The sequence below is a fragment of the Pseudocitrobacter corydidari genome (assembly GCF_021172065.1).
GTDB classification, from domain to species: Bacteria; Pseudomonadota; Gammaproteobacteria; order Enterobacterales; family Enterobacteriaceae; genus Pseudocitrobacter; species Pseudocitrobacter corydidari.
The window spans coordinates 3375880-3401523 of record NZ_CP087880.1 but is presented as its reverse complement, the minus strand read 5'-3'; the positions used below and the strand labels follow the sequence as shown (position 1 = coordinate 3401523).

Annotated in this window: 13 protein-coding genes, 2 tRNA genes and 3 rRNA genes; 10 read left to right on the top strand and 8 right to left on the bottom strand. The window is 53.1% G+C overall.

Features of this window, described 5'->3' with window-relative positions; genetic code table 11:
* Nucleotides 1-111 precede the first annotated feature (111 nt).
* The 7 genes from G163CM_RS15865 to G163CM_RS15835 all read left to right on the top strand — a co-directional run bounded on the left by G163CM_RS15865 (nucleotide 112) and on the right by G163CM_RS15835 (nucleotide 13243).
* On the top strand, nucleotides 112-6951 hold the full coding sequence (locus G163CM_RS15865; RefSeq protein WP_231825593.1) for a retention module-containing protein: 6840 nt from the start codon (nucleotides 112-114) through the stop codon (nucleotides 6949-6951).
* A 51-nt stretch (nucleotides 6952-7002) separates the two neighbouring features.
* Entirely contained in the window at nucleotides 7003-7332 is a 330-nt protein-coding gene (locus G163CM_RS15860) for a tryptophan synthase subunit beta (RefSeq protein WP_231825592.1), read from the top strand.
* 530 nt (nucleotides 7333-7862) lie between these two features.
* Nucleotides 7863-9404: ribosomal RNA gene (locus tag G163CM_RS15855) — 16S ribosomal RNA — on the top strand.
* A gap of 85 nt (nucleotides 9405-9489) precedes the next feature.
* A tRNA-Glu gene (locus G163CM_RS15850) sits at nucleotides 9490-9565 on the top strand.
* Nucleotides 9566-9757: 192 nt separating this feature from the next.
* Nucleotides 9758-12664 (top strand): 23S ribosomal RNA (locus G163CM_RS15845).
* A gap of 97 nt (nucleotides 12665-12761) precedes the next feature.
* Nucleotides 12762-12877 (top strand): 5S ribosomal RNA (gene rrf, locus G163CM_RS15840).
* The 16S, 23S and 5S rRNA genes sit together here with 1 tRNA gene alongside, the layout of an rRNA operon.
* Nucleotides 12878-13084: 207 nt before the next feature.
* Nucleotides 13085-13243 (top strand): hypothetical protein, encoded by a 159-nt coding sequence (locus G163CM_RS15835; protein WP_231825591.1) that lies wholly within the window; start codon nucleotides 13085-13087, stop codon nucleotides 13241-13243.
* Between the two features lie 152 nt (nucleotides 13244-13395).
* Here G163CM_RS15835 and G163CM_RS15830 read toward each other — a convergent pair.
* From G163CM_RS15830 to aspA, 7 genes are all read right to left on the bottom strand, one after another.
* Nucleotides 13396-13471, bottom strand: a tRNA-Phe gene (locus G163CM_RS15830).
* Nucleotides 13472-13586: 115 nt separating this feature from the next.
* The gene (locus G163CM_RS15825; RefSeq protein ID WP_231825590.1) at nucleotides 13587-15602 is read right to left on the bottom strand and encodes a DUF1176 domain-containing protein; all 2016 of its coding nucleotides are present in this window, start codon (nucleotides 15600-15602) and stop codon (nucleotides 13587-13589) included.
* 67 nt (nucleotides 15603-15669) lie between these two features.
* The gene (locus tag G163CM_RS15820) at nucleotides 15670-16245 is read right to left on the bottom strand and encodes a transcriptional regulator (protein ID WP_231825589.1); all 576 of its coding nucleotides are present in this window, start codon (nucleotides 16243-16245) and stop codon (nucleotides 15670-15672) included.
* Nucleotides 16246-16291: 46 nt separating this feature from the next.
* On the bottom strand, nucleotides 16292-17974 hold the full coding sequence (locus G163CM_RS15815) for a protein-disulfide reductase DsbD (RefSeq protein WP_231825588.1): 1683 nt from the start codon (nucleotides 17972-17974) through the stop codon (nucleotides 16292-16294).
* Nucleotides 17950-18273 carry a divalent cation tolerance protein CutA gene (gene cutA / locus G163CM_RS15810; protein ID WP_015966243.1) on the bottom strand — a complete coding sequence of 108 codons (324 nt, stop codon included), beginning with the start codon at nucleotides 18271-18273 and terminating at the stop codon, nucleotides 17950-17952. Before cutA ends, G163CM_RS15815 begins: the two co-directional genes overlap by 25 nt.
* Nucleotides 18274-18372: 99 nt before the next feature.
* Nucleotides 18373-19674 carry an anaerobic C4-dicarboxylate transporter gene (locus G163CM_RS15805; protein ID WP_015966242.1) on the bottom strand — a complete coding sequence of 434 codons (1302 nt, stop codon included), beginning with the start codon at nucleotides 19672-19674 and terminating at the stop codon, nucleotides 18373-18375.
* A gap of 114 nt (nucleotides 19675-19788) precedes the next feature.
* Nucleotides 19789-21225, bottom strand: a complete 1437-nt coding sequence (gene aspA, locus G163CM_RS15800; protein ID WP_231825587.1) for an aspartate ammonia-lyase — start codon at nucleotides 21223-21225, stop codon at nucleotides 19789-19791.
* A gap of 334 nt (nucleotides 21226-21559) precedes the next feature.
* Here aspA and G163CM_RS15795 point away from each other — a divergent pair, with 334 nt between their 5' ends.
* Entirely contained in the window at nucleotides 21560-22030 is a 471-nt protein-coding gene (locus G163CM_RS15795; protein ID WP_015966240.1) for an FxsA family protein, read from the top strand.
* 21 nt (nucleotides 22031-22051) lie between these two features.
* On the opposite strand, the gene yjeH is transcribed toward G163CM_RS15795, so the two are convergent.
* Nucleotides 22052-23290: an L-methionine/branched-chain amino acid transporter gene (gene yjeH / locus G163CM_RS15790; RefSeq protein WP_231825586.1), complete on the bottom strand. Its 1239-nt coding sequence runs from the start codon at nucleotides 23288-23290 to the stop codon at nucleotides 22052-22054.
* A gap of 251 nt (nucleotides 23291-23541) precedes the next feature.
* Between yjeH and G163CM_RS15785 the strand changes: the two genes are divergently transcribed.
* Nucleotides 23542-23835, top strand: a complete 294-nt coding sequence (locus tag G163CM_RS15785) for a co-chaperone GroES (RefSeq protein WP_003855929.1) — start codon at nucleotides 23542-23544, stop codon at nucleotides 23833-23835.
* A gap of 43 nt (nucleotides 23836-23878) precedes the next feature.
* Nucleotides 23879-25525, top strand: a complete 1647-nt coding sequence (groL, locus tag G163CM_RS15780; protein ID WP_015966238.1) for a chaperonin GroEL — start codon at nucleotides 23879-23881, stop codon at nucleotides 25523-25525.
* The last annotated feature ends 119 nt before the right edge of the window (nucleotides 25526-25644 follow it).

Here is a 25644-nt window from a genome sequence, read left to right as displayed (position 1 = left end):
ATGATTAACATGAACTATAAAGATAACCTTATCATTTGTTTCCTGAATATATAAGAGGAAATAAATAAATTTTTAAAATGATACGGAATTAACACCCCAAGGAGAGATGCCATGTCAACGGTTATTGGAACAATCAAAGCAATTATAGGGCAAGCCTGGATTGTTGCCTCAGATGGTACCCGCCGTCAGGCGACAGAAGGTGAGCAGGTGATGCGCGGCGAACAGATTGTGACCGAGCAGGGCGCAGTTACCGTGACCTTGCCGAATGGTAAAAATCTGGATCTTGGCAGGGCAAGCCATTGGGGTGATGACACCACGGTAACGACATCAGCAGAGAGCTCGCCGCCGCAGGATTTAGCGGCTGCCCAACAGGCGATTGCGGAAGGTGCTGACCCCTCACAGGTGCTTGAAGCTACCGCTGCGGGTAACCCGGTTACCTCCTCAGCGACGGGTGAGGCGGGGGACGGTGGTGAGGGGCATACGCACGTCGTGCTGGACCTGACCGGGCAAATCCTCGACCCCACGGCGGGATACCCCACGGACGGCATTGACGCCACGTTCCCGGGGCCGCTGGAAGAGGAGACGTTGCTGGAAACAGACCAGGACGTCAACGATACCGATGATGACCCCATTATTACGCCAGAGCCTCCCGTTCCCCCAGTCCTTCCTGAAGCCAGTATTACCATTGATGCCATCGCCGGCGACAATATTATTAATATGCGTGAAGCAATGCAGGAAACCACTGCTGTCAGTGGTAAGACGGGGCACGACGTTCGCCCTGGTGATGTGGTCACGGTGACGGTCAATGGCCATCATTATCAGACCATCGTGCAGGCAGATGGCAATTGGTCAGTGAATGTGAATACCAGCGACCTGCTTGCCTCGGGCGATGTGCAGGCCAGCGTCACCACGCGCGATGACAACGGTAATGAAGCCACGGCGAGTGCGCAGAGTAGCGTTGGGCAGGCGGCGCTGAGCGTTGAGGTCACGATTGATACGATTGGTGGCGATGGCTGGATTAACGCTGAAGAGGCGAAGGCAGAGAACACAGTAATTTCCGGCACCGTGGGCGGGGATGCCAAAGCGGGCGACGTGGTGAATCTGGAAGTGAACGGTAATCAGTATGAGGCTGTAGTTCGTGAGGACCTGACGTGGAGCACCGAGGTCAAAACTGCGGACCTGCTGGCAGACCCGGAAGTGAACAGCACCATTACCATTACTGATCAAGCCGGGAACGAGGCGACCGCCACAGCGGTTGAGCCGGTGAAAGTGGACATGGATATCAGCGTGACGCTGGATATTGACGTGATTGCGGGTGACGGCTGGATCAACGCCGGGGAAGCGAAGGCGGAGAACACCACCGTCAGCGGCACCGTGGGCGGCGACGCGAAAGCGGGCGATGTGGTGCATTTGGAAGTGAACGGTAATCCGTATGAGGCTGTGGTTCGTGAGGACCTGACGTGGAGCACGGAGGTGAAAACCAGCGACCTGCTGGCGGATCCGGAAGTGAACGGGAGCATCACCATCAGGGATGACGCCGGGAACGAGGCAAGCGCGAAGGATATGACGAAGGTAACTTTTGATATCAATGGGCCGGAAGTGACCCTTGATATCGATGCGGTGACCGGCGATGGCTATATCAACCAGGCAGAAAGCGAGATGGATGAGACGCTGCTGACCGGGACGGTGACAGGGAAAGACGTGGTGCGCTGGGATGAGGTGCAGATAACCATCGGTGACCAGACCTTTACGGCGACGGTGAATGCGGATCTGACCTGGTCAGTGAAGGTGCCGACCGGGCTGCTGCAGGATGGCACGAAGGTGGAGGCCAGCGTGGTGGGGTATGACCGGGCAGGTAACGCCGACGACGGGACGGACAGCACGGGGGTGATCCGCGATGTGACCGGGCCGGAAGTGACCCTTGATATCGATGCGGTGACCGGCGATGGCTATATCAACCAGGCAGAAAGCGAGATGGATGAGACGCTGCTGACCGGGACGGTGACAGGGAAAGACGTGGTGCGCTGGGATGAGGTGCAGATAACCATCGGTGACCAGACCTTTACGGCGACGGTGAATGCGGATCTGACCTGGTCAGTGAAGGTGCCGACCGGGCTGCTGCAGGATGGCACGAAGGTGGAGGCCAGCGTGGTGGGGTATGACCGGGCAGGTAACGCCGACGACGGGACGGACAGCACGGGAGTGATCCGCGATGTGACCGGGCCGGAAGTGACCCTTGATATCGATGCGGTGACCGGCGATGGCTATATCAACCAGGCAGAAAGCGAGATGGATGAGACGCTGCTGACCGGGACGGTGACAGGGAAAGACGTGGTGCGCTGGGATGAGGTGCAGATAACCATCGGTGACCAGACCTTTACGGCGACGGTGAATGCGGATCTGACCTGGTCAGTGAAGGTGCCGACCGGGCTGCTGCAGGATGGCACGAAGGTGGAGGCCAGCGTGGTGGGGTATGACCGGGCAGGTAACGCCGACGACGGGACGGACAGCACGGGGGTGATCCGCGATGTGACCGGGCCGGAAGTGACCCTTGATATCGATGCGGTGACCGGCGATGGCTATATCAACCAGGCAGAAAGCGAGATGGATGAGACGCTGCTGACCGGGACGGTGACAGGGAAAGACGTGGTGCGCTGGGATGAGGTGCAGATAACCATCGGTGACCAGACCTTTACGGCGACGGTGAATGCGGATCTGACCTGGTCAGTGAAGGTGCCGACCGTGCTGCTGCAGGATGGCACGAAGGTGGAGGCCAGCGTGGTGGGGTATGACCGGGCAGGTAACGCCGACGACGGGACGGACAGCACGGGGGTGATCCGCGATGTGACCGGGCCGGAAGTGACCCTTGATATCGATGCGGTGACCGGCGATGGCTATATCAACCAGGCAGAAAGCGAGATGGATGAGACGCTGCTGACCGGGACGGTGACAGGGAAAGACGTGGTGCGCTGGGATGAGGTGCAGATAACCATCGGTGACCAGACCTTTACGGCGACGGTGAATGCGGATCTGACCTGGTCAGTGAAGGTGCCGACCGTGCTGCTGCAGGATGGCACGAAGGTGGAGGCCAGCGTGGTGGGGTATGACCGGGCAGGTAACGCCGACGACGGGACGGACAGCACGGGAGTGATCCGCGATGTGACCGGGCCGGAAGTGACCCTTGATATCGATGCGGTGACCGGCGATGGCTATATCAACCAGGCAGAAAGCGAGATGGATGAGACGCTGCTGACCGGGACGGTGACAGGGAAAGACGTGGTGCGCTGGGATGAGGTGCAGATAACCATCGGTGACCAGACCTTTACGGCGACGGTGAATGCGGATCTGACCTGGTCAGTGAAGGTGCCGACCGTGCTGCTGCAGGATGGCACGAAGGTGGAGGCCAGCGTGGTGGGGTATGACCGGGCAGGTAACGCCGACGACGGGACGGACAGCACGGGAGTGATCCGCGATGTGACCGGGCCGGAAGTGACCCTTGATATCGATGCGGTGACCGGCGATGGCTATATCAACCAGGCAGAAAGCGAGATGGATGAGACGCTGCTGACCGGGACGGTGACAGGGAAAGACGTGGTGCGCTGGGATGAGGTGCAGATAACCATCGGTGACCAGACCTTTACGGCGACGGTGAATGCGGATCTGACCTGGTCAGTGAAGGTGCCGACCGTGCTGCTGCAGGATGGCACGAAGGTGGAGGCCAGCGTGGTGGGGTATGACCGGGCAGGTAACGCCGACGACGGGACGGACAGCACGGGAGTGATCCGCGATGTGACCGGGCCGGAAGTGACCCTTGATATCGATGCGGTGACCGGCGATGGCTATATCAACCAGGCAGAAAGCGAGATGGATGAGACGCTGCTGACCGGGACGGTGACAGGGAAAGACGTGGTGCGCTGGGATGAGGTGCAGATAACCATCGGTGACCAGACCTTTACGGCGACGGTGAATGCGGATCTGACCTGGTCAGTGAAGGTGCCGACCGTGCTGCTGCAGGATGGCACGAAGGTGGAGGCCAGCGTGGTGGGGTATGACCGGGCAGGTAACGCCGACGACGGGACGGACAGCACGGGAGTGATCCGCGATGTGACCGGGCCGGAAGTGACCCTTGATATCGATGCGGTGACCGGCGATGGCTATATCAACCAGGCAGAAAGCGAGATGGATGAGACGCTGCTGACCGGGACGGTGACAGGAAAAGACGTGGTGCGCTGGGATGAGGTGCAGATAACCATCGGTGACCAGACCTTTACGGCGACGGTGAATGCGGATCTGACCTGGTCAGTGAAGGTGCCGACCGTGCTGCTGCAGGACGGCACGAAGGTGGAGGCCAGCGTGGTGGGGTATGACCGGGCAGGTAACGCCGACGACGGGACGGACAGCACGGGGGTGATCCGCGATGTGACCGGGCCGGAAGTGACCCTTGATATCGATGCGGTGACCGGCGATGGCTATATCAACCAGGCAGAAAGCGAGATGGATGAGACGCTGCTGACCGGGACGGTGACAGGAAAAGACGTGGTGCGCTGGGATGAGGTGCAGATAACCATCGGTGACCAGACCTTTACGGCGACGGTGAATGCGGATCTGACCTGGTCAGTGAAGGTGCCGACCGTGCTGCTGCAGGATGGCACGAAGGTGGAGGCCAGCGTGGTGGGGTATGACCGGGCAGGTAACGCCGACGACGGGACGGACAGCACGGGGGTGATCCGCGATACGACCCTACCTGTCGTCAACATTATTATTGATCCCATTACTGGTGATGACTTCTTGAGTACTGCGGAGACCAATCATTGGCAAGGACAAAATGAGCCAACCACAACAATTACTGGATATGTTACAGGTGAGGCCACTGCAGCGGATACAATTACACTCATTGTTAATGGGAAAACGTACGAAAACGTGGCCTTGACGGAGGTTGGGGGAAAATTAGTTTGGGAACTGAAAGTCAACACTGCAGAGTTGGTTAATGACCCAACGGTTCAAGCTAATATCACTATCTCCGATATTGCAGGTAATACAGCATCTGCATATGCAGATCGTACTGTTGATGTTGAAACTGTGAGGGATAAATTAGGCACCTCTGGAGATGATAATATCACTGCGGAAGACGGGGCAAGTAATGTGATAATCAGTGATATTGAAGGCTTACAACCGCAACCGGGGCAGGACTACAATATTGCTTTCTTGGTTGATACTTCTGGTAGCGTAAGTAAAACTGATATCAGTGCGATTATTAATTCATTAAAAACTGTCTTCAGTACGCTCGCGAGCGGTACGGCAAATGCTAGTTCCGGTACACTGAATATCTTATTGGTTGATTTTGATGCAAAGGTGCAGTTTGCCTATGACGTTACTTTTTCCCCGAATATGTCTGAGTCAGAAAGAAACCAGACTTTGAATGATCTTTTTACCCAGATGAGCAAAATGAGCAGTGGCGGTAGTACAAACTACGGTGCTGCTTTCGAGAGTGCGGCCGAATGGTTTTCTAATGTAAGCACGGAAAGTAGCAAGAACCTGACCTATTTCATTACTGACGGTAAGCCTACTATCCATAATACAGGACTTACGGTAATCGATGTGGACTCCCGTGCGAACAGCACAGTTTATCTTGATATAACTAGCATCAATTACACGGCGGGTACTTCCGTTTATATGGAAATTAACAATCGTTCTCGTGAAGTTATTGATAAAGATGGCAATGTTTATGAGTGGTCTACCGGAAACAACTCCAAAAATGTTATAGGGAAAGTAGTCTCAGATGGCAGCGGAGGATACAAGATTTCCGGAACATTTGGTGACGGGAATGCTAACAGTTCGACCAATTCAAACGTTATTGGCGGCTCTCAGCAATCTTTTGCATTATTACTCGGGGTTTGCGGGACAGTTGAAGCTATTGGTATCAATAAGGGGATTGATGCTAGTGATCTTATCGATTATGACTCTAATGGTAATGTCCAGGCAGGCATAAGCGCTGATGAGCTCGCTGAAGCCATTTTAGGTAAGGATGATGTCCGCTTACCTGGGGCTGAAGATATCGTGCATGGTCAATCAGGAAACGACATTCTGTTTGGCGATACGGTAGAATTTAAGGGCATCAGTGGTAACGGTTTTGGTGCAATAAAAGAATTTATCTCGGCAGAAGTGGGTATATCTTCCGGCTCACTGACCACATCCCATATACACCAATATATTTCTGAACACCCTGAATTATTCGATATATCACGTGATGATGGTGGCGATGATGTTTTGTTTGGGGGGCGCGGTAACGATATCCTTTATGGTGGCGGTGGCAATGATGTCTTAGTTGGCGGGGAGGGTGACGACACATTATATGGCGGCTCTGGCGATGATATTATTCTTGGTGATGGGGCTAACGATTACGCGAGTTTTGTTGATTATGTTGCCGGTAAAATGGGAGAAAGCACTGTCACGCTTGAGCAGATTCAAAAATATATTACTGAGAATAGCCATGAGTTTAATACCTCCAGCATAAGCGATGGCAATGATATTCTTGTTGGTGGTGCGGGAAATGATCTTATTTTTGGCGGTGGTGGTGATGATATCCTTCAGGGAGGAGAGGGCAATGACACGCTTTTTGGAGGCACTGGCAACGATACTTTGACCGGAGGCTCTGGCAGTGACATTTTCACCTGGCTTAAAGGTGATGATGGTCATGACATTATTAAAGACTTTAATATTGAGCAAGGGGATCGTATCGACCTGAGTGATCTTCTGGGTGATAGCATTGATAATCTCGCCGACTACATTAGGGTCAGTGATGATGGCAAAGGGAACGCTTTAATTGAAATCAATACTGTGGGGCAGATGCAAAATAGTGGTGCGACGATGAGCATCACTGTTGAAAACCACAGCGCGATGGTCATAAGTAGCTTACTGACCGATCCCGACAATAGCAGTATCGTTATCTAACCCGACCCAGCGCCACGTTACTCACGTGGCGCTACTCTTTCAGGAGATAAGATGTATTACTTACAACGTAATCCCCGGGGAACACTGGTGCGGGTAGATACTCAACCGTTTGAAGGAATGACTGGAGAATCTGAACAAGCCACGCTTGAAATCACTCACTGGGAAAACCATCAGAAGGCGCTGCTTGCCGGGCTGCAAAAAAGCGATCTTGAACTGGTTCGCGTGCTGGAAGACTTGATCTATGTACTGACCAGTAAAGGCATTCTCAGTATCACGGACCTGCCGGTTGCGGCGCAGAACAAGTTATCGAACCGAAGTCTATTGCGCCAGGAGCTGGACAGCCTGGAGAATCTGCTTAATGAGGATGAGATCTTGCTCTAGCCCAGCGATCCCGAAACGCAAAGCCCAACCACGAGGTTGGGTTTCTTCTATATAGAGTACGAAAAGGATCTCTTTTATCGCATAACGATCGCATAAGCGGAGACCGAACGACAAGAAAACTCTCCCTTCTGTGGATAACTCTGTGTGTAAATTGGTATAAAACGGGGTTTTGCTGTGGATTTCAGCAGTCGGTAAAATTACCGCATATTTAGGGTTGCAGCCTCACGAGAACTCCCTATAATGCGCTCCCACTGACACGGCAGATGTGAATCACTTCACACAAACAGCCGCTTCGGTTGAAGAGAAAAATCCTGAAATTCAGGGTTGACTCTGAAAGAGGAAAGCGTATTATGCGCACCTCGCAACGGTGAGCTTCACGCCGCGTTGCACTGCTCTTTAACAATTTATCAGACAATCTGTGTGGGCACTCAATGATACGGATTCTTAACGTCGCAAGACGATAAATGAATACCAAGTCTCTGAGTGAACACGTAATTCATTACGAAGTTTAATTCACGAGCATCAAACTTAAATTGAAGAGTTTGATCATGGCTCAGATTGAACGCTGGCGGCAGGCCTAACACATGCAAGTCGAACGGTAACAGAAAGCAGCTTGCTGCTTTGCTGACGAGTGGCGGACGGGTGAGTAATGTCTGGGAAACTGCCTGATGGAGGGGGATAACTACTGGAAACGGTAGCTAATACCGCATAACGTCGCAAGACCAAAGAGGGGGACCTTCGGGCCTCTTGCCATCGGATGTGCCCAGATGGGATTAGCTAGTAGGTGGGGTAACGGCTCACCTAGGCGACGATCCCTAGCTGGTCTGAGAGGATGACCAGCCACACTGGAACTGAGACACGGTCCAGACTCCTACGGGAGGCAGCAGTGGGGAATATTGCACAATGGGCGCAAGCCTGATGCAGCCATGCCGCGTGTATGAAGAAGGCCTTCGGGTTGTAAAGTACTTTCAGCGAGGAGGAAGGTGTTGTGGTTAATAACCACAGCAATTGACGTTACTCGCAGAAGAAGCACCGGCTAACTCCGTGCCAGCAGCCGCGGTAATACGGAGGGTGCAAGCGTTAATCGGAATTACTGGGCGTAAAGCGCACGCAGGCGGTTTGTTAAGTCAGATGTGAAATCCCCGGGCTCAACCTGGGAACTGCATTTGAAACTGGCAAGCTTGAGTCTCGTAGAGGGGGGTAGAATTCCAGGTGTAGCGGTGAAATGCGTAGAGATCTGGAGGAATACCGGTGGCGAAGGCGGCCCCCTGGACGAAGACTGACGCTCAGGTGCGAAAGCGTGGGGAGCAAACAGGATTAGATACCCTGGTAGTCCACGCTGTAAACGATGTCGACTTGGAGGTTGTGCCCTTGAGGCGTGGCTTCCGGAGCTAACGCGTTAAGTCGACCGCCTGGGGAGTACGGCCGCAAGGTTAAAACTCAAATGAATTGACGGGGGCCCGCACAAGCGGTGGAGCATGTGGTTTAATTCGATGCAACGCGAAGAACCTTACCTACTCTTGACATCCACGGAACTTAGCAGAGATGCTTTGGTGCCTTCGGGAACCGTGAGACAGGTGCTGCATGGCTGTCGTCAGCTCGTGTTGTGAAATGTTGGGTTAAGTCCCGCAACGAGCGCAACCCTTATCCTTTGTTGCCAGCGGTTAGGCCGGGAACTCAAAGGAGACTGCCAGTGATAAACTGGAGGAAGGTGGGGATGACGTCAAGTCATCATGGCCCTTACGAGTAGGGCTACACACGTGCTACAATGGCATATACAAAGAGAAGCGACCTCGCGAGAGCAAGCGGACCTCATAAAGTATGTCGTAGTCCGGATTGGAGTCTGCAACTCGACTCCATGAAGTCGGAATCGCTAGTAATCGTAGATCAGAATGCTACGGTGAATACGTTCCCGGGCCTTGTACACACCGCCCGTCACACCATGGGAGTGGGTTGCAAAAGAAGTAGGTAGCTTAACCTTCGGGAGGGCGCTTACCACTTTGTGATTCATGACTGGGGTGAAGTCGTAACAAGGTAACCGTAGGGGAACCTGCGGTTGGATCACCTCCTTACCTTAAAGAACCGTTCCTTGAAGTGTCCACACAGATTGTCTGATGAAAAGTAAATAGCAAGGCGTCTTGCGATTGAGACTTCAGTGTCCCCTTCGTCTAGAGGCCCAGGACACCGCCCTTTCACGGCGGTAACAGGGGTTCGAATCCCCTAGGGGACGCCACTTGCTGGTATGTGTGAGTGAAAGTCGCCGACCGTCATATCTCAAAACAGACTGTTAAGTCTTGTTTGAGATATTTGCTCTTTAAAAATCTGGATCAAGCTGAAAATTGAAACGACACACTATTTAAGTGTGTTCGAGTCTCTCAAATTTTCGCAACACGATGGTGTTTTACGAAACATCTTCGGGTTGTGAGGTTAAGCGACTAAGCGTACACGGTGGATGCCCTGGCAGTCAGAGGCGATGAAGGACGTGCTAATCTGCGATAAGCGTCGGTAAGGTGATATGAACCGTTATAACCGGCGATTTCCGAATGGGGAAACCCAGTGTGATTCGTCACACTATCATTACGTGAATACATAGCGTAATGAAGCGAACCGGGGGAACTGAAACATCTAAGTACCCCGAGGAAAAGAAATCAACCGAGATTCCCCCAGTAGCGGCGAGCGAACGGGGAGCAGCCCAGAGTCTGAATCAGCATGTGTGTTAGTGGAAGCGTCTGGAAAGTCGCACGATACAGGGTGAAAGTCCCGTACACCAAAATGCACATGTTGTGAACTCGAAGAGTAGGGCGGGACACGTGGTATCCTGTCTGAATATGGGGGGACCATCCTCCAAGGCTAAATACTCCTGACTGACCGATAGTGAACCAGTACCGTGAGGGAAAGGCGAAAAGAACCCCGGCGAGGGGAGTGAAAAAGAACCTGAAACCGTGTACGTACAAGCAGTGGGAGCCTACTTGTTAGGTGACTGCGTACCTTTTGTATAATGGGTCAGCGACTTATATTCTGTAGCAAGGTTAACCGAATAGGGGAGCCGAAGGGAAACCGAGTCTTAACTGGGCGTTAAGTTGCAGGGTATAGACCCGAAACCCGGTGATCTAGCCATGGGCAGGTTGAAGGTTGGGTAACACTAACTGGAGGACCGAACCGACTAATGTTGAAAAATTAGCGGATGACTTGTGGCTGGGGGTGAAAGGCCAATCAAACCGGGAGATAGCTGGTTCTCCCCGAAAGCTATTTAGGTAGCGCCTCGTGAACTCATCTTCGGGGGTAGAGCACTGTTTCGGCTAGGGGGTCATCCCGACTTACCAACCCGATGCAAACTACGAATACCGAAGAATGTTATCACGGGAGACACACGGCGGGTGCTAACGTCCGTCGTGAAGAGGGAAACAACCCAGACCGCCAGCTAAGGTCCCAAAGTCACAGTTAAGTGGGAAACGATGTGGGAAGGCTCAGACAGCCAGGATGTTGGCTTAGAAGCAGCCATCATTTAAAGAAAGCGTAATAGCTCACTGGTCGAGTCGGCCTGCGCGGAAGATGTAACGGGGCTAAACTGTGCACCGAAGCTGCGGCAGCGACACTAAGTGTTGTTGGGTAGGGGAGCGTTCTGTAAGCCGTTGAAGGTGTGTCGTGAGGCATGCTGGAGGTATCAGAAGTGCGAATGCTGACATAAGTAACGATAAAGCGGGTGAAAAGCCCGCTCGCCGGAAGACCAAGGGTTCCTGTCCAACGTTAATCGGGGCAGGGTGAGTCGACCCCTAAGGCGAGGCCGAAAGGCGTAGTCGATGGGAAACAGGTTAATATTCCTGTACTTGGTGTTACTGCGAAGGGGGGACGGAGAAGGCTATGTTGGCCGGGCGACGGTTGTCCCGGTTTAAGCGTGTAGGTGGGAAGTTTAGGTAAATCCGGACTTCTGTTAACACTGAGACGTGATGACGAGGCACTACGGTGCTGAAGTAACAAATGCCCTGCTTCCAGGAAAAGCCTCTAAGCTATAGGTAACATTGAATCGTACCCCAAACCGACACAGGTGGTCAGGTAGAGAATACCAAGGCGCTTGAGAGAACTCGGGTGAAGGAACTAGGCAAAATGGTGCCGTAACTTCGGGAGAAGGCACGCTGATATGTAGGTGAAGTGATTTACTCATGGAGCTGAAATCAGTCGAAGATACCAGCTGGCTGCAACTGTTTATTAAAAACACAGCACTGTGCAAACACGAAAGTGGACGTATACGGTGTGACGCCTGCCCGGTGCCGGAAGGTTAATTGATGGGGTTAGCGGCAACGCGAAGCTCTTGATCGAAGCCCCGGTAAACGGCGGCCGTAACTATAACGGTCCTAAGGTAGCGAAATTCCTTGTCGGGTAAGTTCCGACCTGCACGAATGGCGTAATGATGGCCAGGCTGTCTCCACCCGAGACTCAGTGAAATTGAACTCGCTGTGAAGATGCAGTGTACCCGCGGCAAGACGGAAAGACCCCGTGAACCTTTACTATAGCTTGACACTGAACATTGAGCCTTGATGTGTAGGATAGGTGGGAGGCTTTGAAGTGTGGACGCCAGTCTGCATGGAGCCAACCTTGAAATACCACCCTTTAATGTTTGATGTTCTAACGTAGACCCGTGATCCGGGTTGCGGACAGTGTCTGGTGGGTAGTTTGACTGGGGCGGTCTCCTCCCAAAGAGTAACGGAGGAGCACGAAGGTTAGCTAATCCTGGTCGGACATCAGGAGGTTAGTGCAATGGCATAAGCTAGCTTGACTGCGAGCGTGACGGCGCGAGCAGGTGCGAAAGCAGGTCATAGTGATCCGGTGGTTCTGAATGGAAGGGCCATCGCTCAACGGATAAAAGGTACTCCGGGGATAACAGGCTGATACCGCCCAAGAGTTCATATCGACGGCGGTGTTTGGCACCTCGATGTCGGCTCATCACATCCTGGGGCTGAAGTAGGTCCCAAGGGTATGGCTGTTCGCCATTTAAAGTGGTACGCGAGCTGGGTTTAGAACGTCGTGAGACAGTTCGGTCCCTATCTGCCGTGGGCGCTGGAGAATTGAGGGGGGCTGCTCCTAGTACGAGAGGACCGGAGTGGACGCATCACTGGTGTTCGGGTTGTCATGCCAATGGCATTGCCCGGTAGCTACATGCGGAAGAGATAAGTGCTGAAAGCATCTAAGCACGAAACTTGCCCCGAGATGAGTTCTCCCTGACTCTTTAAGAGTCCTGAAGGAACGTTGAAGACGACGACGTTGATAGGCTGGGTGTGTAAGTGCAGCGATGCATTGAGCTAACCAGTACTAATGAACCGTGAGGCTTAACCTTACAACGCCGAAGATGTTTTGGCGGAAGACAGACATCAGTTTCAGCTTGATAACAGATTAAATTGACCGGCGATAAGCGGGTTAATAAACAGAATTTGCCTGGCGGCACTAGCGCGGTGGTCCCACCTGACCCCATGCCGAACTCAGAAGTGAAACGCCGTAGCGCCGATGGTAGTGTGGGGTCTCCCCATGCGAGAGTAGGGAACTGCCAGGCATCAAATAAAACGAAAGGCTCAGTCGAAAGACTGGGCCTTTTGTTTTATCTGTTGTTTGTCGGTGAACGCTCTCCCGAGTAGGACAAATCCGCCGGGAGCGGATTTGAACGTTGCGAAGCAACGGCCCGAAGGGTGGCGGGCAGGACGCCCGCCATAAACTGCCAGGCATCAAATAAAGCAGAAGGCCATCCGAAAGGATGGCCTTTTTGCGCTGGAGCGAAAAACAACGCCGGATGGCGGCTGCGCCTTATCCGGCCTACAAAAGAATAACCTCCCCCACCGAATGGCACGAACCCGTAGGCCCGGTAAGCGCAAGCGCCACCGGGCAACACAGCGCGCATAACCTCTTCCTGACGACATTTTAACGATACCTGCCCCAGAACAACACCCAACTGATTAAAACGCGTCTCGTGGATTACAGCAATGATTTAAAAACGGAAAGGCTGGAAAGCAGGAAGAGTGGTGTACAAACCCCAGAAAAGCAAAAACCCAGCCATAGGCTGGGTTCTTTAAATAGTGGTGCCCGGACTCGGAATCGAACCAAGGACACGGGGATTTTCAATCCCCTGCTCTACCGACTGAGCTATCCGGGCAACGGGGCGCATTAAACCGTAATCTGCACATCTCGTCAACTCAATTTCACGTTTCGCTGTCTAGTTGCTTATCTTTGCGGCAGTTTGTGCAGTTCTGGACCATTATTGTGGAAAATTACATCACTCCCATATCACCTTCCCGCTGTTTCCAGCCGCTTTGGATGGCGGTGACATGCCGTTTACCTGTAAGCGAATAGCCTGGGATAAAACTGTCTTCTTGTCTCGGGGAGTTGATAATTATTTCTGCATCTACACCTTTTTGGTAGTAACCGTGATGGCTGGCAACGGTGCCTATGTAACAGTTGTTATTCAACCAGACAGGAATGACGGCAACACGTTCAAAGGTGTAATGCAGTGGCTCTCCAAAGCGGTAGTTATCAGCATCTGCGGCAGACGTGTTTGGTGGAATTGGGCATATAGCAGCAGGAGGTTGATTTGAGGGCATATCTTTAATGAGATGGTCCTGCATCCGGGCGAGAGATTTCAACAGGCCTTTGCGGTCTGTATCACTGATTGCCGGGAGTTCTTTGCTGTCGGCTTTCATTATTTCTAATGCATAGCGATAACGAATCGTCACAGCAGGAACTTTTTCTTCGTTGCTAAAAGGCCGCAGTAGATAAAGGTTATCTTCGCCAAACTGGCCGTTATACCAGAGCGCATAAACCTGGCCGTTTATGCGTACCCATTGGCTCCACTGGTTAGCACCACGTCCGGGTTCCGAGAACAACGCACCTGCTACGTAGACGTTTTCATCGTCAGTGCTATTAACCGCATAAAACGACTTATCTCCGCGTTTTAGTACGCCCGTGTAACTGAAAAGCCCCGTACCACCAGCGTAACAGTCAATAATGAGATCGCGTTTTCCGTCACCATCTAAATCAACCAACACATAGTCAGTTCGCCCATTTTCGGAAACTCCTTCGACAGGAGATTGTTTAAAGGCCTGCCATTCATCGTCACTGATTTCTGCTGAGGGTTTTTGATCGGGTAATGGATTACCTTGTTCATCGATGCTTTGCACTGAGAAATCCGTAGCCTGCCCCATTAATGGAAACTGGTCGGAAACTTTCTTCAGATTCAGTTCTGGGTTAATCGCTTTTTCTTTATTGATGGCATCATAAAGGGACTTTAGCGCGGCATTATCTTTGTCGATGTCTTGTTGCGTGCGGACATAGCTCACGAACGTGGGCAGCGTCCAGACTCCGTTAACAGAGAAGGTTCCCCGACCACCGCTGCGGTATTCTTCGGTTAATGCAAACGTTTTTCCGGTCCAGCGCCAGATCTGTATCGGCTCGGCAAATTTTCTTATCTCTCCATCCTCATAGCCGCTTGCATCGTTGGTAATCAACTGCGGAGGGGCTGTTAGTGTGGAGTTAGTTAGCCACATGGCGTAACGGGAGATATCGAAACACGCTGTTTGAATTAACGTATGACTTTTATCAACCGGAATGGCGTAATAGCGGTTTTTGCCCCCCTCTGTCGGCCCGCTACAGTTCATCTCTGGTGTCAGTTGAAGCTGTGACTGGATATTTTGAAGCTGTATTGCCGTTAATGGTGTCATTTTCGGCGATGAGATAACGGGGCGTGTCGCGATAAGCGGTATGGGAGATTCGGGGAGTGTTTCGAAACTGTTGTCAGCTCCTGGCTTAAGCAGGGCGCTTTCAGTATTAATACGTTTTTGGAACGCATCCATTTTCAGTAGTACGGCATCAGATCCTGCCAGAGAGAGTATTTTACGTTCGCCGTCGGCTTCAAATTCAATCACATCATTTTGTTGTAATGCCCGAATAAAGTCAGACCTGATGTCACTTCCCAGCAAAAAATAGCCATCAGAAACAGGAGTAAGCGGCCTTTGTTTTTGATTATTAATAAAAAGCACGGCAGTGGAGATGGGGGATTGCCCTTGTTCTCGTTGGGAAAAAGTCACCTCTATTCTGGTATCAGGGGATATACCCGCTCGACGCGTCAGTAATGCACTGACGTTATCACCATAGCCCGCAGCGCGGCAGGTGCCAGTGTTGTCGCAGGCGAGTTCCCAGTCTTTATGGCTGAAAGTAAGGCCACTTATGGCATTGGCAAAAAATGGTATAACGAAAAGACTGGCAAGTGTGGCGTGGTGAAGCAGGCGCATATAATTCCCTTTTACATATCCATGTTGGCGGAATTATATGCGTATACGAAAGGACCAGAAATCCGAATTACGTCAGTGCACCGCCTTGGCGGCACTGTGCAAAGCGCAGAATATCTTCTGCCAGACGATGCGCGGTATCGACATCCACCTGGCTACGATTCACCAGCATTCGGCTCAGGCAGCCTTCCAGTACCAGTTCCATCTGTTTTGCCACCATTGCCGGGTCATCGACTTCCAGTTGGGTCAGCAGCTCGTGGCTGAACGTATATGCCGCTTGCTTCTGTTGATCCGCCAGTTGATGGATCGGGTGGTCCGGGTCCGGATAAAACGTACAGGCGGCGATAAACAGGCAGCCCGGATAACGCTGATTACTGACGCAGTCCGTCAGGGCGTTATAGCGCGCCAGCAATTTTTGCTCAGCGGTCAGTTCATCATCCAGCATCAGTTGACGGCGCCAGATATCCACCTGCTGGCTGAGATAACGTAAGGCGTCATAAAGCAGCGCCTCGCTGTCCGGCCAGTAGCGTCTTAGCTCGTCGAGTGGACGATCAACACGTTCGGCAACCATCTCAAGCGTAGTGCTGGCTATCCCTCTGATCTCAAGTAAATGTAGGGCTTCTCCCAGGACATCTTCACGTTGCACGGTGTTCTCCTTCGTTCCCAACGGTTTTTCCCGTCTAAAGTGTTGTCTACGGTTGGCGATCGCGCAAATGTGCGTTGAATGCAGCAGCATCCATAAAGCCGGTTACCCGTTGTGTCGGCTGTTCCTGCCCCTCTTTATCGAAAAAGAGGATGGTGGGCAGGCCCAGTACGTTTAAATGTTTCAGCAACGCGGCGTTCTGTGCACTGTTGGCGGTGACATCCGCCTGCAACAATACCGTGTTGCTCAGCGCATGTTGAACCTGTGGATCGCTGAATGTGTATTTCTCAAACTCTTTGCAGGCCACGCACCAGTCGGCGTACAGGTCTAACATTACAGGCTGACCTTTGGCTTTCGCCAGTGCCTGGGTGAGTTCTTCGACGCTGCTGACTTTAGTAAAGTTCAGATGCGAGCGTTCCTGTACTGTTGCCGTGTTGCCGAAGGTCCAGTCCTGTAATGGACGCACGCTGATTAACGCGGCGGCGAGCAGGATAATCTGCCCAAGTCGCATCCACGGTTTTTGCGCGCCCAGGCTGGTGATAAAGGCCCAGCCGAAGAATGCGACGCCGAGCAGCGACCACAAACGTAGCCCCCACACGTCGCCAATAACGCGTTCCAGCAGGAATACCGGCAATGCGAGGATCACAAAGCCAAAAGCCGTTTTGACATGCGCCATCCACGGCCCACTTTTCGGTAGCAGGCGGTTGCCGAAGACGGTGACCAGAATCAGCGGCAGACCCATCCCCAGCGCATACAGATAAAGCGTACCGCCGCCCAACAGAAGGTTACCACTTTGCGCGATGTAGAGCAGGATGGCGCTCAGCGGCGCGGTGGTGCACGGCGAGCAGATCAGCCCGGCAATCGCGCCCATCGCGAAAACCCCGCCCAGCGAACCGCCCTGCTGGCGATTGCTCATCAGCGTTAATCGCGTCTGTACAGACGACGGCAGTTGCAGCGAGAACGCGCCAAACATCGAGAGCGCCAACAGGATAAACACCGCAGAGAGACCAATCAGCACGTACGGATGCTGCAACGCGGCCTGGAACTGCATACCTGCGGCGGCGACAACCAGCCCCAGCGCGGTATAGGTCAGCGCCATCCCCTGCACGTAGATAAACGCCAGCAGTAGCGCGCGCGCCGTGGAGAGGCGCTGTTTACCGCCCAGCACGATCCCCGAGATTAACGGATACATCGGCAGCACGCAGGGCGTGAACGCAATGCCTATGCCGATGAGCAGCGCCCAGAGCGCAGAGAAGGGCAAACCCGCGCTGGCAGGTGCAGACGTTTCAACAGGGGCGGACGTCGCTGCTACGGCGCTCAGAGGGACGGTCCGGGTTTCTGGTGGGTAACAGAATCCCGCGTCGGCACAGCCCTGATAGGTTATCGTCAGCGTCGCACCCTGAGATGCCTGGTTAATCGTCACCGGTACGGTCAGATGCTGACGATAAATCTCGCTCTTGCCGTAAAATTCATCTTCATGCCACAGCCCGGCGGGCAGCGTCAGCGGTGATACCTGAGCCTGACTGGGCACGACTTTAATTTGCTGGCGATAGAGGTAGTAGCCCTCTTTTACCTGCCAGGTGAGGTTGAGATCCTGTTGATTCTGCTGAAAATCGAAAGCGAATGCCTGGTCCGCCGGAACAAAGTTAGAGCGGCCAGGAGTGTCGAACAGACCGGCAAAGGCAGATGTGCTGCACAGCAGCAGGATCAGCGTAAGGATGCGTTGAGCCATGAGAGATAATCGCTGTCTCCGTGAGTAACGGGTAAAACCAATAATTCCGGCGTCTGATACGGGTGATGAGACTTCAGGCAATCGAGCAGCGCCTGCTGATGGGTCAGATTGGTTTTGAGGACCATCTGCACTTCGTACTCCTGCTCCAGCTTTCCTTCCCAGTAATAAAGCGACGTCGCGCCGGGAATAATCGTTGCGCAGGCGGCAAGTTTTTCCGCCAGTACTTTGGCTGCTAAATCCTGGGCAGTCGCTTCATCCGGGGCAGTACAGAGAACAACAACAGCATCGGTAGTGCTCATCATCAACCTCGTATCGGTGAAAGAGGCAACTATAGCACGGTGTGGCGGAGGGAAGGCGCGAATCGGGCCGCATAGCGGCCCGGGTTTAAGGTTTTTTACTTACAGCATGATCCCGCCGAAGATGAAACCTAAGATGACGCACAGGGCGATGGCAATGACGCCTGGCACCAGGAAGGCGTGGTTAAAGACGTATTTACCGATACGCGTTGAGCCGGTGTCATCCATTTCAACCGCCGCAAGCAGGGTTGGGTAGGTTGGCAGAACGAACAGCGCAGACACCGCAGCAAAGGACGCAATCGCCGTCAGCGGGGTAACACCCAGCATCAGCGCCGCAGGCATCAGTGCTTTAGTGGTTGCCGCCTGGGAGTAGAGCAGAGTAGCCGCGAAGAACAGCACCACGGCCAGCAGCCATGGGTAGTTGTGCAGCAGGTCACCCGCAACTTCCTGGATATCGGTGATATGCGCTTTGACGAAAGTATCACCCAGCCATGCCACACCCAGTACGCACACGCAGGCGCTCATACCGGATTTAAAGGTGCTGGCATTGAGGATTTCACCGGTATCGATTTTGCAGGTAAAGCAAATCAGCGTGGCGATAGTCAGCATGAAGACCACAATCGCTTCGTTACGTGGCAGTACCGGGTTCTGAATCAGGCCAACCGTGTCGCTGATGGCGGTGGCATAGAACATCACTGCAACGATACCTATCAGGAACAGCAGAACGGAGCGTTTCGCATGTGGTTTCAGTTTGAAGACCTGGCTTCCGCGCAGTTTCACTTCACCTTTAGCCAGACGTTCCTGATAAACCGGGTCGTCTTTCAGTTCGCAGCCGAGGAAGTTACACACGCAGGCGGTGATCATGACGGCAATCAGCGTGACCGGAATACAGATAGCCAGCAGCGTCAGATAGCTTACGCCCATCGGCTCCAGAATACCGGCAAAGAAAACGACGGCAGCGGAGATAGGGGACGCGGTGATCGCAATCTGTGACGCGACAACGGCGATAGAGAGCGGACGAGACGGGCGAATACCCTGCTCCTTCGCCACTTCGGTGATAACCGGCAGCGTAGAGAACGCGGTATGCCCGGTCCCGGCCAGAATGGTCATAAACCAGGTGACCAGCGGCGCGAGGAAGGTGATGTACTTCGGATGACGGCGCAGCATACGCTCCGCCAGGCTCACGAGGTAATCCATCCCCCCGGCAACCTGCATGGCCGCGATAGCTGCGATAACCGCCATGATGATTTCAATAACATCGAACGGAATTGCGCCAGGATTAATTTGAAATAAAAGGGTGAGGATAAGAACGCCGAAGCCACCGGCAAAACCAATGCCGATACCGCCGAGCCTTGCTCCGAGATAAATCGCAAGCAGGACAATAACGAGCTCTGCACCAAACATATTAGCCTTCCTTGTGTTTACAAGTTGATATTAGAATGTTGTAGGTTGGTAAATCATAAAAAGCAAAAAGGGCATGTCATCGCTGACATGCCCCTTGTATCTTAACCGCTACTGTTACTGTTCGCTTTCATCAGTATAGCGTTTCGCTTTGTAAGCCGGGTGCATCAGGTTTTGTGCCGAGAAGATATCGTCCAGCTCAGCTTCCGTGAGCAAGCCGCGCTCCAGAACCACTTCACGCACGCTCTTACCGGTTTCAGCGCAAATCTTACCGACGATGTCACCGTTATGGTGGCCAATGAACGGGTTCAGGTAGGTCACAATCCCGATGGAGTTGTAGACGTAGCCTTCGCAAACCGATTTGTTGGCGGTGATGCCATCGACGCATTTTTCCAGCAGGTTGTAGCAGGCGTTGGTCAGGATGTGGATAGACTCAAACATTGCCTGGCCAATCACTGGCTCCATCACGTTCAGCTGCAACTGACCGGCTTCGGAAGCCATCGTCACCGTGGTGTCGTTACCGATGACTTTGAAGCACACCTGGTTGACCACTTCTGGCACTACCGGGTTAACTTTCGCTGGCATGATAGAAGAGCCCGCCTGCAATTCCGGCAGGTTGATTTCGTTCAGACCGGCGCGCGGGCCTGAAGAGAGCAGGCGCAGGTCGTTACAGATTTTGGACATCTTCACAGCCAGGCGTTTCAGGGAGCTGTGAACCATCACGTAAGCACCGCAGTCAGACGTCGCTTCAATCAGGTCTTCCGCCGGAACCACCGCCAGGTTGCTGACTTCCGCCAGTTTCTGCACTGCCAACTGCTGGTAGCCGTCCGGGGTGTTCAGGCGCGTACCGATAGCCGTAGCGCCGAGGTTAACTTCCAGCAGCAGTTCAGCGGTACGTAGCAGGTTTTTGGTCTCTTCATTAAGAAGCACGTTGAATGCGTGGAATTCCTGGCCGAGGGTCATCGGCACCGCATCCTGCAACTGGGTACGACCCATTTTCAGGATGTCCTGGAACTCTACCGCTTTACGTTGGAAGCCTTCGCCCAACTGATGAATCGCGTCCACCAGTTTAACGATTGACGTGTACACCGCGATGCGGAAGCCGGTTGGGTAGGCGTCGTTAGTGGACTGACATTTGTTAACATGATCGTTCGGATTCAGATACTGATATTCGCCTTTCTGATGTCCCATCAGTTCGAGGCCAATATTCGCCAGCACTTCGTTAGTGTTCATGTTAACGGATGTGCCCGCGCCGCCCTGGTAGACGTCAATCGGGAATTGATCCATGCATTTGCCGTTGTTCAGGACTTCATCACACGCCGCAATAATCGCGTTAGCAACGCCTTTTGGAATGGTCTGGAGTTCTTTGTTTGCCAACGCAGCGGCTTTCTTCACCATCACCATACCGCGAACAAACTCAGGGATATCACTGATTTTACTGTTGCTGATGTAGAAGTTTTCAATCGCTCTCAGAGTATGAACGCCATAGTACGCGTCCGCAGGGACTTCCCTTGTACCTAACAGGTCTTCTTCGATACGAATGTTGTTTAGCATGTGAACCTTCTTTTGCAATCTGCCAATGAATTCACCAAATACGCAGAATTTACGAGGTTATGCGTATTTTCTGGCCGACGATTATGTCCTTAATCGACCCGGTGCCCGTGATCATATGCTGATAATAGCGAATTACAGTAATCTTGATCACTTATTGTGAGGCGATTCTTATAAGATTTATTGATTTGTGAAATGGGTCACCGCTTAAGCATTGCTGACAAAAATTTCTCGCCTGTCTGATTGAAAAATGACAGGTCGCCACCATTTATACCGGGTGACAGCAGCAAAATTTTTACGTGGATGCGACGACATCCGCGATTTACAGGAGAAGCCAGTGCGCTGGATACCGTTTATTGCTATTTTTCTTTATGTTTACATAGAGATATCGATTTTTATTCAGGTCGCCCATGTTTTTGGCGTCCTGCTCACTTTAGTTTTGGTCATCTTTACTTCCGTGATTGGTATGTCGCTGGTGCGTAACCAGGGCTTCAAGAACTTCGTGCTGATGCAGCAGAAAATGGAAGCGGGAGAAAGTCCGGCGGCGGAGATGGTGAAAAGCGTTTCACTGATTCTGGCGGGGCTGTTGTTATTGCTGCCAGGGTTCTTTACTGACTTCCTCGGCCTGCTGCTTCTGCTGCCTCCAGTGCAAAAACATCTGACCATGAAACTGCTGCCGCATTTGCACTTCTCGCGTATGCCGGGCGGCGGGTTCAGCGCCAGCAACGATGGCGGGCAGACATTTGATGGTGAATATCAGCGTAAAGACGAAGAGCGCGACCGTCTGGATCACAAAGACGACCGCTAATCGATTCCGAAGTGGCGCGGTTTACGCGCCACTGCTTTTTGGCAGGAACAGCCAGAATACCGCCAGCATCACCACCGCATACAAACACTTCCACCCCACCATCGCCAGCAAAACAACGCAAAGCAACGCGCCCGTCACCGCCAGCGCCTTATAACGCCCCTTCAGCAATCGGCAACCGGCCAGCATGCACAGCAAGTAGATAACAATAAAGATGCCGTTGGCGTAGACGATCAGCGCATCAAGGTTGATATCGAGCCAGAAAATCGCCAGCGTGCTGATCACGCAGCAGCCTAATACCGCGTTCAGCGCATTAACGGGAAGCTGCTTTTTCGACAGGCGCGACAGCGGGCTCTGGGGCTTATTTTGCGCCTGCGTCCAGACCAGGCGCGCGAAGCTCTGAATGTAAATATTCAGGCTGGCAAAGCAGGCGAGATAGCCTATCACGCAGGCAACCCACAACGCCTGAACGCCAAAGAGTTGCACCACGATAGTGGGCAGCGAGGCGGCGGCCGCCAGTTCGCTGTTATAGGCGTTGAAGTGCAGCACCACCACTGTACAGGCCCAGTAAACCGTACCCGCGAGCAGCAGGCCAATCATCAGTGCGCGCGGGAAATCGCGCTCAGGATTTTTAAATTCAGAGGCCAGATGGGCGAATGCTTCCAGCCCGACGAAGCACCAGAACATCACGGAGAGCGCTGAGAACAAATGGTCGGGTGCAATTTGCGTGACGGGCGGGAAGGGGATTTCGCCCAGGCGAATATCGCCAAACCACCAGATGGCGGCAATGAGTGCCACGATGAGTACCGCAACCAGCGTTTGCAGGTTGGCGCTGGAACTTGCCCCGCGCGAGCCCAACCACCAGACAATCGCCAGCGTGCCAAGCTCCGCCAGCAACAACTGGCTGTCGTGCCAGCCAAACAGCGCCTGACCAAAACCGGTGGCGATGTGCAACGCCGCAGGGAGACCAACGGGAATAACCGAAAGGAACAGCCAGCCGGTCACGCGCGCCAGACGAGGTCCAAACGCCATGTCGACAAAGTGCGCCACGCCGCCTGCGCTGGGGAAGTGACGGCCCAGAATGGCGAAAACAATGGCCACGGGAAAGACAAGAATAATCAAAACGGGCCACGCCCACAGGCTATCGCCCCCGGCAACTAACGCCGCCAGTGCAGGAACCGCAAAGACGCCGGTTCCCAACAATGAAGTTGAAAGTAAACCTACACCCTGAGCCAACCCCAGCTCTTGTTTCAGACCACTCATGACCGCGTCCCGGCATTCGTAAAGAAGGGGATAGTAACACAACCGTTATTGGCTGAAACGCAAGCAATTTACGCTGCTTTGCGATGAAGATTGCCGTTTCGCAGCACTCGCAATTTTTTCTGAAATTTTTTTCGACTTCCCCCTTGAAGGGGGAATGGCCCATCCCCATCTCTCTGGTCACTAGCCGGAAAACCGATCGCGGCCCGGCGTCACCCATAACTGATAAAGACTTTCTCAAAGGAGAGCTATCAATGAGTATTCGTCCGTTACATGATCGTGTGATCGTCAAACGTAAAGAAGTTGAAACGAAATCTGCTGGCGGCATCGTTCTGACCGGTTCTGCAGCAGCAAAATCAACTCGTGGCGAAATCATCGCTGTCGGTAAGGGTCGCATCCTGGAAAACGGGACTGTGCAGCCGCTGGACGTTAAAGTTGGTGACATCGTTATTTTCAACGATGGCTACGGCGTGAAATCTGAGAAGATCGACAACGAAGAAGTGTTGATCATGTCCGAAAGCGACATTCTGGCAATTGTTGAAGCGTAATCCGCGAACGACACTGAACATACGAATTTAAGGAATAAAGATAATGGCAGCTAAAGACGTAAAATTCGGTAACGACGCTCGTGTGAAAATGCTGCGCGGCGTAAACGTACTGGCAGACGCAGTTAAAGTAACCCTGGGCCCGAAAGGCCGTAACGTGGTTCTCGACAAATCCTTCGGTGCGCCGACCATCACCAAAGATGGTGTTTCCGTAGCGCGTGAAATCGAGCTGGAAGACAAATTCGAAAATATGGGCGCGCAGATGGTGAAAGAAGTTGCCTCTAAAGCGAATGACGCTGCAGGCGACGGTACCACCACCGCGACCGTACTGGCTCAGTCCATCATCACTGAAGGCCTGAAAGCTGTTGCTGCGGGTATGAACCCGATGGACCTGAAACGTGGTATCGATAAAGCGGTTCAGGCTGCTGTTGAAGAGCTGAAAGCGCTCTCCGTACCGTGCTCTGACTCCAAAGCTATCGCTCAGGTAGGTACCATCTCCGCTAACTCCGACGAAACCGTAGGTAAACTGATCGCTGAAGCGATGGACAAAGTCGGTAAAGAAGGCGTGATCACCGTTGAAGACGGTACCGGTCTGGAAGATGAGCTGGACGTGGTTGAAGGTATGCAGTTCGACCGTGGCTACCTGTCTCCGTACTTCATCAACAAACCGGACACCGGTGCTGTTGAACTGGAAAGCCCGTTCATCCTGCTGGCTGACAAAAAAATCTCCAACATCCGCGAAATGCTGCCCGTTCTGGAAGCCGTTGCGAAAGCAGGCAAACCGCTGGTTATCATCGCTGAAGACGTTGAAGGCGAAGCGCTGGCGACCCTGGTGGTTAACACCATGCGCGGTATCGTGAAAGTGGCTGCGGTTAAAGCACCGGGCTTCGGCGACCGTCGTAAAGCTATGCTGCAGGATATCGCAACCCTGACTGGCGGTACCGTTATCTCTGAAGAGATCGGTATGGAACTGGAAAAAACCACCCTGGAAGATCTGGGTCAGGCGAAACGCGTTGTTATCAACAAAGACACCACCACCATCATCGATGGCGTGGGTGAAGAGTCTGCGATCCAGGGCCGTGTTGCTCAGATCCGCAAACAGATCGAAGAAGCGACCTCTGACTACGATCGCGAAAAACTGCAGGAACGCGTTGCGAAACTGGCAGGCGGCGTTGCAGTGATCAAAGTCGGTGCTGCTACCGAAGTTGAAATGAAAGAGAAAAAAGCACGCGTTGACGATGCCCTGCACGCGACCCGTGCGGCGGTAGAAGAAGGCGTGGTTGCTGGTGGTGGTGTGGCGCTGGTTCGTGTTGCAGCGAAACTGGCTGGCCTGACTGCTCAGAACGAAGACCAGAACGTGGGTATCAAAGTTGCGCTGCGCGCAATGGAAGCTCCGCTGCGTCAAATCGTGACCAACGCCGGTGAAGAACCGTCTGTTGTTGCTAACGCGGTTAAAGCGGGTGAAGGTAACTACGGTTACAACGCCGCAACTGAAGAATACGGCAACATGATCGACTTCGGTATCCTGGACCCAACCAAAGTAACTCGTTCTGCTCTGCAGTACGCGGCGTCCGTTGCGGGCCTGATGATCACCACCGAGTGCATGGTCACCGACCTGCCGAAAGGCGACGCGCCTGATTTAGGTGCTGCTGGCGGTATGGGCGGCATGGGCGGTATGGGCGGCATGATGTAATCGTGCGTTATACTCCATAGCAACAAAGAAACCCCTGGTCAGAAATGACCGGGGGTTTTTCTTTTGGTCATCTTTTTAGTATAAGGTTTACACACGGACGACATGCGTCCAGCTCATTG